The organism is Gardnerella sp. C0684A1 (genome assembly GCF_055326835.1).
In genome coordinates, this window is the sequence record NZ_JBLTSX010000003.1 from 253,430 (window position 1) to 269,024 (window position 15,595).

The 15,595-nt window shown below is 39.0% G+C and carries 10 protein-coding genes and 1 tRNA gene; 3 read left to right on the forward strand and 8 right to left on the reverse strand.

What is annotated here, in order from left to right:
* The first annotated feature begins 139 nt into the window (after nt 1–139).
* On the forward strand, nt 140–1,843 hold the full coding sequence (pta, locus tag ACNEUN_RS04345; protein ID WP_463631060.1) for a phosphate acetyltransferase: 1,704 nt from the start codon (nt 140–142) through the stop codon (nt 1,841–1,843).
* A 151-nt stretch (nt 1,844–1,994) separates the two neighbouring features.
* A complete protein-coding gene (locus ACNEUN_RS04350; protein WP_463631062.1) occupies nt 1,995–3,224 on the forward strand; it encodes an acetate/propionate family kinase in 1,230 nt (409 codons plus the stop codon).
* Between the two features lie 87 nt (nt 3,225–3,311).
* On the opposite strand, the gene aroA is transcribed toward ACNEUN_RS04350, so the two are convergent.
* Both aroA and ACNEUN_RS04360 read right to left on the reverse strand, forming a co-directional pair.
* Nucleotides 3,312–4,673 (reverse strand): 3-phosphoshikimate 1-carboxyvinyltransferase, encoded by a 1,362-nt coding sequence (gene aroA / locus ACNEUN_RS04355; protein ID WP_463631064.1) that lies wholly within the window; start codon nt 4,671–4,673, stop codon nt 3,312–3,314.
* A gap of 82 nt (nt 4,674–4,755) precedes the next feature.
* Nucleotides 4,756–4,829 (reverse strand) — tRNA-Pro (locus tag ACNEUN_RS04360).
* A 195-nt stretch (nt 4,830–5,024) separates the two neighbouring features.
* Here ACNEUN_RS04360 and ACNEUN_RS04365 point away from each other — a divergent pair.
* Nucleotides 5,025–6,137 (forward strand): ABC transporter permease, encoded by a 1,113-nt coding sequence (locus tag ACNEUN_RS04365; RefSeq protein WP_463631066.1) that lies wholly within the window; start codon nt 5,025–5,027, stop codon nt 6,135–6,137.
* An 83-nt stretch (nt 6,138–6,220) separates the two neighbouring features.
* Here ACNEUN_RS04365 and glgX read toward each other — a convergent pair whose 3' ends face one another.
* The 6 genes from glgX to ACNEUN_RS04395 all read right to left on the reverse strand — a co-directional run bounded on the left by glgX (nt 6,221) and on the right by ACNEUN_RS04395 (nt 15,561).
* Nucleotides 6,221–8,359 (reverse strand): glycogen debranching protein GlgX, encoded by a 2,139-nt coding sequence (gene glgX, locus ACNEUN_RS04370; protein WP_463631068.1) that lies wholly within the window; start codon nt 8,357–8,359, stop codon nt 6,221–6,223.
* A 112-nt stretch (nt 8,360–8,471) separates the two neighbouring features.
* The gene (locus ACNEUN_RS04375) at nt 8,472–9,362 is read right to left on the reverse strand and encodes a Nif3-like dinuclear metal center hexameric protein (protein ID WP_463631070.1); all 891 of its coding nucleotides are present in this window, start codon (nt 9,360–9,362) and stop codon (nt 8,472–8,474) included.
* A 127-nt stretch (nt 9,363–9,489) separates the two neighbouring features.
* Nucleotides 9,490–12,549, reverse strand: coding sequence for a DNA polymerase I (gene polA, locus ACNEUN_RS04380; protein ID WP_463631072.1), 3,060 nt, complete (start codon nt 12,547–12,549; stop codon nt 9,490–9,492).
* A 99-nt stretch (nt 12,550–12,648) separates the two neighbouring features.
* Nucleotides 12,649–13,440 (reverse strand): ANTAR domain-containing response regulator, encoded by a 792-nt coding sequence (locus ACNEUN_RS04385; protein WP_463631074.1) that lies wholly within the window; start codon nt 13,438–13,440, stop codon nt 12,649–12,651.
* Nucleotides 13,441–13,656: 216 nt separating this feature from the next.
* Nucleotides 13,657–14,748 (reverse strand): 1,4-dihydroxy-2-naphthoate octaprenyltransferase, encoded by a 1,092-nt coding sequence (menA, locus tag ACNEUN_RS04390; protein ID WP_463631103.1) that lies wholly within the window; start codon nt 14,746–14,748, stop codon nt 13,657–13,659.
* A 39-nt stretch (nt 14,749–14,787) separates the two neighbouring features.
* Nucleotides 14,788–15,561, reverse strand: coding sequence for an energy-coupling factor transporter transmembrane component T family protein (locus ACNEUN_RS04395; protein WP_427876732.1), 774 nt, complete (start codon nt 15,559–15,561; stop codon nt 14,788–14,790).
* Between the last annotated feature and the right edge of the window lie 34 nt (nt 15,562–15,595).

The window sequence follows — 15,595 nt, forward strand, 5'->3', positions numbered from 1 at the left end:
TTTTCGTGCGTGTACATTACGCAATTCACATACAATAGACGAAGTTGGATTGTATTGCAGAGCGCATGCGGCAATAAATTAGTGCATGCAATATAAAAACATACTAAAGTAACACGAACGTATCAAAGGAGAACACATCGTGTCACACGTAAATGTCGCTATTATAAGCACTGAAGACGCAAAGGGTCACAATGCCGTATCGCTAGGCGTAGCACACATATTAGCAAACCATTACGCTACTACTGTTTTTAGAACATCAGCAGATATTAACGATGCTTTTACAAGTGAACTTATCAGAATATCTAAAACTACAGCAACAGAAGAACAGATTGTAGCAACAGATCCTCTAACAGTTTTATCAAATAAAGAAACATTACGCGGAGATATTGTCTCGCATTACCACGAATTAATTGAAAGCACAAAATCTCAAGCATCAGTGATTATTACAACTGAAGAAACTCAAGTATATGATCCAGATTTATTTACTTTCAACACTACAGTAGCAGCAGATTTAGCTTCTCCTGTTTTGCTAACAGTATCAGCTAATGGAAGAAACGCTCAGCAAATTTTACAGACAATTGATTCAGCAAACGCTTGTATTATTAAGTCCTGTACGAAAGTTTTAGGCGTATTTGTAACAAACTGCCCTGAAGATTTAGGAATCGAAGTAGTACGAAACTATACTTCTCGAAATTACATAAATCTAAACGAAGAAAAATCTAAAGTAAGCCAAACACCACTATGGATTTTGCCACCTTTAGACGAGAAAAATACTGACAAAATATTAGAAACTTTCACTAAATACGTAAATGAGGACGACTTACTTAATACACTTCGACAACCGTTCAATGCACCAACAACACCATACGCTTTTCAGTACAGTTTACTTGGCAAAGCAAAATCTAATAAAAAAACAATAGTTTTGCCAGAAGGAGAAGAAGATCGTATTCTTAAAGCCGCAGATTATTTACTCGAACGAGATATAGTCAACCTAATAATTGTCGGAGAACGTGAATCTATATTGGAGAGAGCCGAAGAATTAAATCTTAAATCAGTTTGCAAAGCAAGTTTCCAATCAATGCACGATGAAGCAATGCTTAGCCATATGGTTACAAAGCTTTGCGAATTGCGTTCAAAGAAAGGAATGACAGAAAAGCAAGCGCGAGAACAGCTAACTGATGCAAGCTACTTCGGCACAATGCTGGTAGTTCTAGGTCAAGCAGATGGTCTTGTTTCTGGTTCTGTAAATTCAACCGCTAACACTGTGCGTCCTGCTCTTCAAGTTATCAAAACTAAGCCTGGTTCTAAGCTGGTTTCTGGAGCATTCCTTATGTGTTTCAAAGATCATGTAGCAGTATTCGCAGATTGCGCAATTAACCCAAATCCTACTGCTGAACAGTTATCTGATATTGCTATACAATCTGCTCACACGGCTTTAGCATTCGGACTTGAACCTAAAGTCGGAATGTTATCGTACTCAACTCTTGGTTCAGGAAAAGGACCTGATGTTGATATTGTAGAAGAAGCTACACAATTAGTTAAACAGAAAGCTCCTGATTTAGCAGTAGTTGGTTCAATACAATTCGATGCAGCATGGTCTCCGATAGTTGCAGCAGCAAAAGCAAAAGAAAACTCTGTTGCAGGTCACGTTAACGTTTTCGTATTCCCAGACTTATGCGCAGGAAACATTACTTACAAAGCGGTACAACGATCCAGCGGAGCACTAGCAGTAGGCCCAATACTTCAAGGCTTAAATAAACCTGTTAACGATTTATCTCGAGGAGCTCTTGTTCAAGACATTATTAATACTGTTGCTCTAACTGCTATAGAAGCTCAATCATAAATTATATTTTAAAACAAAATTAATTTTATAACTAAATATTAAAATTTTGAGTTCCTACAATACTAGATTTCACTAGTGTTGTAGGAACTTGACGATACAATATCACATGGCAATATACGGCCTTATTTAATACTTTATGGAGGATGCCCACATGGCAAAAACCGTTCTTGTTATCAATTCTGGTTCTAGTTCTATTAAGTATCAGCTCGTTGACTTGGAAAGCGGCGAAGGTATCGCTTCCGGCATCGTTGAGAAAATTGGCGAGCCAGTTGACGGCCACTACAAGCACGTATTCAATGGTGAAAAGCATGAGTTCGATGAGCCAGTTCATGACCACGAGCAGGGTTTGAAACGCGTACTTGGATTCTTCGAGGAATATGGTCCAAAGCTTTCAGAGTCTGGCATTGTTGCTGTCGGTCACCGCGTTGTTCAGGGTGGATTAACATTCCCTAAGCCTGCATTAGTAAACACTAAGACAATCAATAAGGTTAAGGATTTGGCAGTTTTGGCTCCACTTCACAACGGCCCAGAAGCTGTTGGCGCTGAAGTCATGACTGAGCTTTTGCCAGATGTTCCACAAATTATGGTATTCGATTCCTCGTTCTTCCATGATTTGCCACAGGTTGCAGCAACTTATGCTTTGAATAAGGAAATCGCAGATCGCTATCATATTCGTCGTTACGGTGCTCATGGCACTTCTCACGAATACATTGGCTCTGTTGTTCCAAGCGTTGTAGGTAAGCCTGCAGAAGGTTTGAAGCAGATTGTTTTGCACATTGGCAACGGCGCTTCTGCTTCTGCTCAGATTTCTGGTAAGCCAATTGAAACCTCTATGGGCTTAACCCCACTCGAAGGCTTAATGATGGGCGGCCGTACCGGTGATATTGACCCAGCTGTAGTCTTCCACCTTATTCGCAACGCTCATATGAACGTGGACGAGCTTGATACTCTCTTCAACAAGCGTTCCGGCATGATGGGTATGACTGGCCACGGCGATTTGCGTGATATTCATAAGCTTATTGCTGAAGGTGATGAAAACGCTGAGCTTGCTCTCGGCGTATACGTTCATCGCATTGTTGGATACATTGGCAATTACACTGCTCAAATGGGTGGCGTTGATGTTATCACCTTCACAGCAGGCGTTGGCGAAAACGATGAAATCGTGCGCGCTCGCGTATGCGAAAAGCTTGAGCCATTCGGCGTTAAGCTTGACAAGGAAAAGAACCTTGTTCGTTCTAAGGAGCCACGCGTTATTTCCACTCCAGACAGCTCTGTGATTATTGCTGTAATTCCAACGAACGAAGAGTTGGCTATCGCACGCAAGGCTGCAGCTATTGCTGAAGCTGGCGAAGATAGCTACGGCAACAAGTTTAAGCACTAAATCGTTGGCGCTTAACAGCGTAAAACAATAAAATAATAAATAATAAAATAATAAATAATCCCGAGCCTTTTGACCCGGGATTATTTATTATTCAAGCATTTTATGCCACATTCCTGGAAAATCAGGGATTGTTTTGCGCGTGGTTTCAATGTTTTTCACGTAAATACCAGTTATGCGCAAACCTAACATTGCAGCAAAAGTTGCCATGCGATGATCTGCATAAGTTTCCATCACTTCCCCATGCATATGATTATTTGGCTCAATACGAATGCCATCTTCAAGCTCTTTAGCACCAATCCCAACTCGATTCAATTCCTTAACTAAAGCTTGCAAACGATTCGTCTCATGACCTCGCAAATGCGCAATGCCATGAAGTTCACTTGGCCCATCCGCAAACGCAAGAATTGCTGCAATACTCGGAGCAATCTCCCCTGCTGCACTCAAATCAAGATACGGAATTGCATTAATCACACCATCGCTTTCAACATGCATTATTCCAGCGTCATCGCTTGTTTTTTCAAAACTAACTTTTGCGCCCATTTTCTCTAATATTCCAGGAAGCAATCCCCCAGGTTGAGTTGTTGAAAGCGGCCAATTAGGTATGCTGACTCTTCCTGCATTAATCAAAGCCGCTCCTAAAAATGGCGCAGCATTAGAAAGATCAGGCTCTATAGTAACAGTATCCGCTAAAGCTATTTTGCTCTCTTTAACATGCCATATTGCGTTGCTAGTCATATTTACAACACCACCAGCTTTGCAAATATCGTCCATAGTCATACGAATATGCGGCATACTTGGCAATGTTGATCCCGTATGCTTAAGAATTAAATCCCCATGTATACGCGAGCCAATCAGAAGCAGCGCAGAAATAAATTGTGATGATGAAGAAGAATCAATTTGCACAACTTTTCCAGAAAAATCATTTATTCTAGATTCAATCGCAGGAGGAGTAATAGTAAAAGGTAGAAAACCATCCTCTCCGTGATACTCTACACGAGCACCAAGCTGCTCTAAGCCGTCAAGAACTGGCTTCATAGGACGAGCGTAAGCTTGTTTGTCTCCGTCAAATCTCACAGCTTTATTTGCAAATAAAGCTAAAGCTGTAACAAAGCGCATTACAGTTCCAGCTAAACCGCAATACACTTCAGCATTATCTGGAACTCTAAAAATTCCGTCTTCTGGAGGAATTACGCGAAGTTTAGTGCCATCTTCATTTAGCGACTCACATTTAACTCCGAATGTAGATAAAGCGTTAATCATAAGCTCTGTGTCTCTCGAGCGCAATAATCCTCGTAAAACTACAGGTTTTGTACCTATCGCTGCCAAAATTAAATAACGATTCGATAATGATTTACTACCAGGAACCTCAATAAAAGCTTTTAATTGATGATTAGCACACGGTGCTTTCCAAGAAGTAGTGCAATCCGCAGTATCGTTAATATCACTCATACTATGAATACTATCTATAAATATGTACGGATGAATAAGAATAAAAAAGCAAAATACGAATATTTCATTAGATATAAAAAAGTCGGGGTGACAGGATTCGAACCTGCGACATCCTGCTCCCAAAGCAGGCGCGCTACCAAACTGCGCTACACCCCGAGGCTTCAAAACCATAACCATGGCTTCTGAGCACAATTGACTATATTAGCGCAGATTTTCGACAAACGCAAACCACGACACACTATAAATTTGTAATATTTTCAGTACAAATAATTCAACTATTCACACAAAACTGTTATAAATACGATATAACAAGCTAAAATAGTAAAAGACTTACAACTAGCAAGGATCGATATGGGACGTTTTCAACGCGCTGAAGCTGCGGGACTTATTGCTTTCTTAGTATGCGCAGTAATTAGTATAGCCGTAATATCATGGTACATGTCTGCTATGCCTCCTATATGGCTAGTAAGTCAAAGATTATTTAGCGTAACATCAGGTATCGTAGCAGCATGCAGTATGTGCACTTTTGCGGTAGGATATTTGCGAACCAACTATTTCTTTAATGAACAAAAAATCTTTAGAATTGCTAAGCACGTTTTTGAATTAGTTGCGTTATCAACTATTTACGGCGCAACAATGTTTCTTATGTCTTTTGCGATGCTATCTATTATAAATAGCATCGTTGGTAGGGCTGTTGTTAACAGTTATCTTCCCGTTTTATGCTCTGCACTTTCTGGAATTGTAGGATACGCAACTTTAGTTCAAGCAGAATTGCTGGAAGCAAAAACTGTAGCTTCTTTGCTACCACTTTTCGTAATTTCAGGAGCAGCAACAGCAGGACTTACCTCTGACGATCCATACTGGTATAACAACAACTTCTCTCAACTAGGTGACCGCACAACATTTGCAGCCAGCATGTTTAACGCAACTTTAATACTTTCCGGAATATGCATTATTATTACAAGTTACTTTGCGGTTTCAGAATTCATAGCTACTCAGAGAGAACAAGTTTATCAAAACGATAAAAAACGTTCGCCACGACACTTCTACATTCGTACAGGAATTATGGCAATGCTGCTTATACTTGGCGGTATAGCTTTTATTGGTATTGGTACGTTCCGATACACTCCTCACCCAGTTCTGCACGACACCTGCGCAAGAGGAGTTACAGGGCTGATTTGCACTATGCTAATATTTCTACCTTGGCTTGCTCCACAGCTTTCAAAAACTTTTTACATAGCATCAGATTTGGCTGTATTACTAACATCATGGGCTGGAAGCCAGTGGATTAAGGGCAATAATACTCTTACAAATGTTGAAGCTTTATCATGCATGCTTTTCCTGGGTTGGATTATTGTGTTCTCACGTCAAGTTGCTGCAATGGAAAGCGATAGATTGCAATCGAAAATTAACAGAACGCTTATTTCTCAAGCCTTGGATGAAAAACTTAAAGCCAATTCATAGATATCAAAATTAATAAATAAAAACTAATAAGGCGGATGATTAATACCATCCGCCTTACTTTTATTTAATAAAATTGATTACAGTTAATCCATAGGATGTTCAGGTTTGCTCTCGCTCATTAAAAGCATAAAGCTCCTAGAGTGAGCGACAATATTGAAACCTGCCTCATAATGCAATTCTGGACCTTTAGGATTATTAGTATCTACAACAAGAGTCCATTTTTCACCATAACGTTTATCTGGAAGAGTGAAAGTAATTGGCTCATAATGTGCGTTAAATATGAGGATAAAATCATTATCAACCATTCTGCTTCCATACCAGTCTGTTTCTGGAATGTCAGAACCGTTCAAATAAACCATTACTGAAAGCGCATGAGTATTTGACCAGTCTTCCATGTCCATAACTGTACCGTTATGATCAAGCCACTCTACTTGTGGAATATCGGACACGTCATCACTTGCAGATCTGCCTGTAAAGAATCTACGACGATGCAAAACAGGATGACTCAAACGCAAATGAATTAACTTTGAAACGAAATCAAACATATCACGCTGAGTTTCGTCGTAATTCCAACTCATCCACGAAATGCTATTATCTTGGCAGTAAGCATTATTATTACCGTGCTGAGTACGCATAACTTCGTCTCCAGCACAAATCATAGGTATACCCTGGCTTACAAGTAAAGTAGAGAACAAATTACGAATTTGTCTCTCACGCAACTCATTAACATCGTGAATATTTGTTGGACCTTCTACGCCGCAATTCCACGAACGATTATCGTTTGCTCCGTCCCTATTGCCTTCCTTATTGGCTTCATTATGTTTCTCGTTATAGCTCACTAAATCGTTCATAGTAAAACCATCATGAGCAGTTATAAAGTTTACAGAAGCAACAGGTTTACGACCATTCTGCTCATATAAATCAGAACTACCCATTAAACGACTAGCGAACTCAGGTAAAGTCGAAGGTTGAGAACGCCAAAAATCACGTACACAATCACGATATCGGCCATTCCATTCAGACCAACTTGCAGGGAAACCACCCACCTGGTAGCCACCTACGCCAATATCCCAAGGCTCAGCAATAAGCTTAACATTAGAAATTATAGGATCCTGCTCAATAATATCGAAGAATGCGGAAAGCTTATCAACTTCCTGGAACTGTCGAGCCAAAGTAGCAGCCAAATCGAAACGGAAACCATCAACATGCATTTGCGTAACCCAATATCGCAAACTGTCGGTAATTAAACGCAAAGCTTTAGGCGAACGCATCAACAGAGAATTTCCAGTACCTGTAGTATCAAAATAATGACGCTGATCATTATCTACAAGACGGTAATAAGCACGATTGTCTATTCCACGGAAACTCAATGTAGGACCACGGTCATTACCTTCTGCAGTGTGGTTGTAAACAACATCAAGAATAACTTCCATTCCAGCAGCATGATAAGCCTTTACCATGGATTTAAACTCATTCACCTGCTCGCCACGCTGTCCAGAACTTGAATAAGAATTTTGCGGAGCAAAGAATCCAATTGTGTTATAACCCCAATAGTTACTCAGCCCTTTATTCTGCAGGAAAGAATCATTTACGAACTGATGAATAGGCATTAGCTCAATAGCTGTAACACCAAGCTTTTTCAGATACGCTATAACATCTGGATGAGCTAAACCAGCGTACGTTCCACGAATTTCAGGAGGAACTTTGCGATCCAAATTAGTCATACCACGAACATGTGCTTCATAAATAACACAATCATGGTAAGGAATCATTGGATGCTGATCATTACCCCAATCGAAATATGGGTTAATAACCGCTGCTTTCATGGTATGAGGCGCTGAATCTAAAGTATTCATTGCTGTAACATCATCTGGATTATTGAACCAGTATGAGAACAAGCTTTCATCGCCATCAATATTTCCTTCTATAGCCTTCGCATAAGGGTCAAGAAGTAATTTGTGTGGATTACACCACAAACCATGAGCAGGGTCATAAGGGCCATGAACACGATAACCATATCTTTGACCTGGCTGAATTCCAGACACATAAACATGCCACACATAGGAATTCTGCTCGATCATATCGATACGAGTTTCATTATCCTGCTCATCAAACAAGCATAATTCAACGCGCTTTGCAACTTCGGAAAACAGCGCAAAATTCACGCCGGCACCATCATAATTGGCTCCAAGCGGATACATAGATCCTGGTCTAATCTGCATAGTTACAGTATCTCATATATTCGCTAAAGTTTCATAACAGTGTCGGCGTTATTTGTAAAAACTTAACTAAAATTTGGAAAACTACACGTATTTCATGCAAAACACGAAACAACTAATGTATAACGTAATTCCAAGGATCGCACGCAATACCAAACCAAGTAACTTCTGGTCTAGCTCCAGAAACATTCTCAACAGCATCTGCAATATCTGGTATTGCATAGTTGAACCATAAAGATTCTATAGCACTGTGAGAAGTGTTTATTATAGCAGGTCGAACCCTATTATTTGTTTCGTTCATTAAGCCGCAAGACTGTCGTAACTGTAATTCGTAACGTGAACGCTCAATCGAATCCAAAGTAGGATGATGCCTCATATCGCTAGTAACATACACGTCAGCTTCGCACTCTCGTACCTTATCCAAGTATGAGTCACCAGATCCAGGAACAACTGCAACACGACGAACCATAGTATTAATATCACCGCAAACTTGTACGCCAACTTGTGTTTGTGGCAAAGCATCAAACACTCTCTGAGCAAAATCGCGTAAAGCCATAGGTGCAGGAAGCTCACCAACTCGTCCAATACCGACTTCTCTACCGTACAAATCAGTGTCTTTCGAAGGAACAAGCGGATGCAAATATTGTAATCCAAAATAATCAGCAGCAGCGTGAGCAACACCACGCCAGGCAACATCAGCGTTAGTATGACCAACCCACAATGCGCAGTGACTCTCTACCAAATAGCGTACAATCTCACCTCTAACACCATTGCCAGAGACTTCATGTACAGGCTTATAAAAAAGCGGATGATGCGTTATAAGCAAATCACCATCCATACCGCAAGCTCTACGAACCGTAGCTAGTGTAGGATCAGAAACGCAAACAATTCGATGAACCTGGGAAGACAAATCACCTACTATTAATCCAGGAGCATCCCACGATTCCGCATTCTTTAATGGATACAATGATTCAAGTGCCTGAACTGTTTGATATAACGTAGTCATAAATCTTCCTCTCTATAACTTAGTTCTGCATCTTACTTGCACTAAATACGCACAAATAAAACAACACTGTTAATACTCTACTATAACAATCAAATGCTTCTAAAAACATACATAATTTCAAGTATCTTTAATGCGCAGCCAACTGCCAATCCGCACCAACTCCTGTTGAAACATTCAGCGGAACTTTAAGCTCCACAGCATGTTCCATTGCTTCACGAACGATAGATTCAACCTGCTGCTCTTCTCCTTGAGCAATTTCTAAGACTAATTCGTCATGAATTTGCAAGATTACACGACTTGCTACATTAGCTTTTTTAAGATTTTCATCTACACGAATCATGGCAATTTTCATAATATCCGCTGCAGTTCCCTGTATTGGAGCGTTTAAAGCTCCCCTCTCAGCGGCTTCACGCGCAACCCTATTTGCAGAAGATAACTGCGGGAAGTAGCGTCTTCTACCAAACATTGTTTCTGTATACCCTAGTTTTCGCGCTTTATCTACTAAAGATTCAAGATAGTCGTGAACATTGCCGAATGTACTAAAATACTTATTTTTGAGCACTTCAGCTTCAGCAGGCGTAATACCCAGCTGTTTAGCCAAACCGTAAGTACTTAAACCATACGCAAGACCGTAACTCATAGCTTTTACGTGACTTCGCTGATCTGCACTAACTTCTTCCATAGGAATGTTATAAACAAGGCTTGCCACATATTTATGAAAATCAACACCCGAGCAGAAAGCTTTAATTAATGACTCGTCTGAAGAAGCATGAGCCATTATTCGCAACTCAACTTGCGAATAATCACAACTCATCAAAGACTCGTATCCTTCACCTGGAACAAAAGCTGCACGAATTTCCCTACCAATAGCATTACGATTAGGTATATTTTGCAAATTAGGATCCGACGAACTTAAACGTCCAGTAGAAGCAACCGTTTGCTCAAAAGTAGTATGAATACGAGTATCATGCAAATTAGTTGCATCTATAAGACTTTGCACAATCTGCTTTAACTTATTAGTTTCACGATATTTAAGCAAAGCTCCCAAAAATTGGCTAGGTTTTTCTTCTGGATCAAGCTTCGCATACATAGCTTGTAGAGCTTCAGCATTCGTAGTATAAGAGCCATTCTTAGTTCTACGAGTAGGTTTCAAACCCATATCTTCAAAAATAGTCTTACGCAACTGCTTTGGACTCTGTAAATTAACGCGATCACCAGCAATATCCCATGCAAGATTTTGAGCAAATTCAGAATCAGCTACAAATTTATTGCGCATGTCAAGCAAACGCCTCATGTCTACAGCAGCACCAACATCTTCCATTTTGCGCAAAACTCTAGAAACAGGCATTTCAAGGTTTACCATAAGACCAGTTTGCTTACGAGCATCAAGTTTAGGCGCAAAATATCTAGACAAAAAAAGAATAAGCATAGCTGTCTGTAGAAGCTGCTTTTCTTTTTGAAGACTAATATCGTCATCACTATTTTGAGATTCATCATTATCATACGAGAGTATATCTAACTCGCCTTGCTCAGCTGTATTCGCAAGATCTTGTGAGCCTTCTAACCGTATATCAAGAAAATGTTCAGCCAAACTTTCTATACTCTCGGCAGTAAAATCAGGTTCCACTAAATATGCAGCAAGTCGAGTATCAATAAGAGGATTAATGTCACTTTTTATAGAATCATCATATTCTTTAGTGCAATACAATGCTAATGAATTTAAAAGCCCCAAAGTCTTTTTATAATCATAAACAATTGTTATTGGAATGTATTTTTGTATTAAAGCACGTAATTGTGAAATAATCTCACTACTATTTTTTAAGTCGCTAGCGTTCACTATTGCAGCTTTATTTCCTGCTAGCATAACTATTGAATTAGCACGCAAACTAGGGCTATCTACACCAGGTCTAGTTTGAGCGTATAAGATTATTTCTTTTCTATCTTTTAAAGGCTTGTAGCAAGTAAGATCAGAATTTATGAAAATAGTAGAATTACTATTTTCTTCTTCTAAAGATTTTTTACCACTATTTTTTTCTATCTCACTAATATACGAGCCGGTGGTATCGCTAAGATGTTTAGACCACTGTTCTACATCTTCTTTAGATTTGATTCTTACTACGCTTATGCTATCTACGATTTCTTGGAAACGATTCATATCGTCACATAAGTTAGAATCAATGTTCTCGCTTATATTTTCAGAATTCGCATCATTGCAAGCAGATTCCATAATTCTAATAGACGAATCGATATCTAATTTATTGCCTTTACTAAAAGTTTTTAAAATCTTACGTTTTTTAGCGTCACCAAACTCTAGTTGAGTAAGTAACTTTCCTAATTCATCTGCATGAACATTACCATAGTCTAATTCGTTAACACTAACGCCAAGATCCAAATCACAAACAAGCGCATTAACTTTACGATTTAATAACACTTGATCTATATTTTCTCTTAAAGACTCTCCTTTTTTACCAGAGATTTCATTAGCGTGATCAAGAACCCCTTGCAAATTACCAAATTGCTGAAGCCACTTAGCTGCATACCCATCGCCTACTCCAGGAACTCCAGGAATATTATCTGAAGTTTCACCTCGCAACGCTGCTAAATCTGGGTATTGTGAAGGTGTTACATGATATTTTTCCTCCACAGCTTCAGCATCCATCTCTTTAAGATCTTTAAAATGATGACCAGGATACAACACAGTAATATTGTCATTAATTAACTGAAATGCGTCACGATCACCAGACAACACTAATGTTTTGTATCCAGCTTCGGAACCCATTGTAGCTAGAGTTCCTATAATGTCGTCACCTTCATAACCAGTTTTTACTATGTAAGTTACACCCAATGCATCCAACATTTTTTGGATTATTGGAAGCTGCGTAAGAAGTTCTTCTGGTGTTGCATCTCTAGTAGCTTTATACTGAGGAAGCAATTTATTTCTAAAAGTTCCACCTTTAATGTCGAAGGCTATAGCAAGCTTATCAGGATGCTTTTTCTCAATAACTTGAGAAAGCATAGTAACAAAACCCCAGATAGCATTAGTGGCTTGACCTGATCTCGTAGAAAAGTTATCTGCAGCAACCGCATAAAAAGCACGGAATGCAAGAGAGTGGCCATCTACAACCAACAACGTCTCTTTTGCTACATACTCATTTAATGAAGATTCTGTGACGACGTCGGTACTCACTTCTGGCAACCCACCTGCATTCCGTATTCTCAAATATGTTTATTAATCAATTATTGCTTGTTACTAAATTTAGAAAACTTATTACTAGTTTAATTTAGGTCACGCTTCGGCAGAACTACTAGGCTTATCATCACTATATTTAGCAATAATTGCCATGGCTAAACGCTTCTTAGGAATTCTCTGATCCATAGAAGTCTTTTGAATCCAGCGGAAAGCGCCCTGCTCAGAGAAACCTGCTTTGTCCATAAGCAAACCTTTTGCTCTATCAACAAGTTTTCTCTCTTCAAGAGTATCTTCCGCTTTCTTTAGCTTCTCTTCAGTTTTACGTAACTGATCTTGAGCATCCTGTAGCTTGCTTTCCGTACGCTCTACACTATCTAACAAATCATTTATTTCACTGAAACGTCCCATAGCAACTTCCAAAGCTGGAAGTAACTTAGACTCTTCATACGGCTTAGTTACATATGCCATTGCTCCAGCACCAGTTGCCTGCTTTACTAAGTCTGCTTGAGAAAATGCAGTAAGCATAACAACTGGAGCAATATTTTCATCACATATTGTTGCAGCTGCAGTAATACCATCAACAACAGGCATTTTTACATCCATGCACACTACATCAGGACGATAAGTGCGAGTAAGTTCAATAGCTTCCTCTCCATTAGCAGCCTGCCCAACAACTTTATAATTGTTATCTTCAAGCATTGCAACTAAATCCATACGGTTAACTGCTTCATCTTCAGCAACAACAACAGTGCGTACACTATTTTCTTTAGAAGACTTAGATTCATTCCCCTCAGAGTCTTCTGCATTCGCAGCTTCACGTATTTCATCATCACTAAGAACTACAGGCATTTCATCACCCAACTCATTGTTTACGTCCGCCAAAGACATACAAACCTCTTTCCTTAACACAGGCCTCAGGGCAGCATCGCCATGCTTATCTTTGCATAGTAAGCGCAAACACCCATATTCACAAATAATCCCACGCACAACACTATGCACAAACGAAACTATCAGCGTTTAGCTTGCGCACGCGTCATACTGTTCTGTAGATTTTACCCTCAAGCATGTATAAGACACGTCCAAAATCCTTGAATTATATAGGTTTTAACCAATAAAAGCAGCTAAGATAAAAGCTAAAGCTCCAAGTAGAGCAGATAGAACACACATGCCAAAAGAATTACGATAATTGCCTTCTAACAAGCTCTTAATAAGCACGCGCGCTTTCATAATTATCAGTAAAATAATTAAAAGTAGAACAATTGTTAAGATAACAAATAAGAACAAAAATAGTAAGTTTGAACTTTTACTAGCATTTAATTTTGATACATCACCAATCACCCATATAGAAGGCAAAAAAGTAGATTTAACAACTGCAAAAAATACATACGCAATAGCAATAGTAGTAAACAAAGCCACTTGCAAAGATGCTAAAATTCTACCGTTTCGCTCTCCTAAACGAGCCATAGCAGTAATTTTCCCATGCTTTTTATCTTCGTTAATATCTCTAAGATTATTGATCATCATTAAACATGCAGAATATCCACCAGGAATAAAAGATACTAAAACACAAGAAATAATATTAATCAGTGAAGTAAAATGCACGTTTTGTGAGCTTATACCAACTGAGTAAATCATTGCGCAAAGAGTTCCTAAAAATGCAACTGGACCAAAAAAGAAGAACGCACTAACTTCTCCCCAACCGCTATAACCATACGGATGCTTTCCTCCTGCATAAAACCATGCTCCAAGCAAACAAAACGCACCCAGCGCAATCATCCACCATAATCCAGATAAAACTGTGACTATAAAACCACATACGCAAGCGAATGCTGCACTTAATAAAATAGCGATCTTAACTTTTTTAGGAGATATTCCAGCATCTGCTAAACGCCATGAAACATCACATAAAGATTTATTTTTTTGACCTTGAACGGATCTTAAATTGCGATTATCATCCAATCCGCGAATACCATCGCAATAATCATTAGCGTAATTTACAGAAACTTGCATTCCTACAGAAACACACGCACAAAGCACAGCCTGAACAATAAACTGCAGTAAAACATTAGAGCTAAACTGCACACCATTAGTTTTTAACACTCTTAAAGATAACGACACTGCCATCAGTACCGGAACTAAACCGATAGGTAGCGTGTATACTCTAGCACCTTTCACCCAATAAGATACGCTTTTAATAAGTATTCGCGTATTGTTCATAACGAGTTAAAACCTCTTTTAGAAAAGCTTTGGAAGCAGAATAGATGCAGCAATTGGCATTGCTATTATAAGAGCAGAAAGAAGAAGCAAAAAAGCACCTCTCCATCCAAAAACGTACTTTTTATAAGCAGATTTTCGAGTACGTAAATAGAATCCTCTCTCCTCTGCAGCTAAAGCGCAACTATCCGCTTTACGAACTGACGAAACCAATAATGGAACGATAAGAGGCATCATCAACTTCAGCTTTTTGAAAGGATTTTTTGTATCAAATTCAACACCACGAGCCATTTGAGCCTCGGTAATCTGCGACATTTCATAGGCAAAAATTGGCACAAATCTTACAGCAGTCATAATTGTAAAAGCGTAGCAGTAAGGAACATGCAAGTATTGGACAACAGCATTAGCTAAATCATTAAGCTTAGTAACACTAAGAACGCTGATCAAAGGAAGAGCAAAACAGAAAAGTCTTAACGACGCTTTAACGCCTATTTCAATACCATATCTTGTGAACCATAAGAACAAATAGTTTCCGCTTTGTGCAATAGCAGTTTGAAGAATGAACATAACGCAGGAAAGTATGAACATAGCTTTTACAAGCGGGAATAAAGCTTTAAAAACTCGAGCACAAGCCATGCCTATTAGAATTAACACAGCGAGCGAAATTAAAACAGTGTATTGTTGCGCTAAAAATACGCTTATAACAACGCTTATAGCAAGTACAAGTTTGGCAATAGGATTAGCTTTATGAAACAGCGTGTTGCCTGAATTATAATTTAAAATTCTCGTTTGCATACACTCATCACCTTTATTGTTCTACTATCTTCTA

Coding starts and splice junctions, on each gene's coding strand:
- ACNEUN_RS04395 (WP_427876732.1), bottom strand. CDS start 15,561: ATGCAAACGAGAATTTTAAATTATAATTCAGGCAACACGCTGTTTCAT.
- ACNEUN_RS04365 (WP_463631066.1), top strand. CDS start 5,025: ATGGGACGTTTTCAACGCGCTGAAGCTGCGGGACTTATTGCTTTCTTA.
- ACNEUN_RS04350 (WP_463631062.1), top strand. CDS start 1,995: ATGGCAAAAACCGTTCTTGTTATCAATTCTGGTTCTAGTTCTATTAAG.
- glgX (WP_463631068.1), bottom strand. CDS start 8,359: ATGCAGATTAGACCAGGATCTATGTATCCGCTTGGAGCCAATTATGAT.
- aroA (WP_463631064.1), bottom strand. CDS start 4,673: ATGAGTGATATTAACGATACTGCGGATTGCACTACTTCTTGGAAAGCA.
- ACNEUN_RS04375 (WP_463631070.1), bottom strand. CDS start 9,362: ATGACTACGTTATATCAAACAGTTCAGGCACTTGAATCATTGTATCCA.
- ACNEUN_RS04385 (WP_463631074.1), bottom strand. CDS start 13,440: ATGTCTTTGGCGGACGTAAACAATGAGTTGGGTGATGAAATGCCTGTA.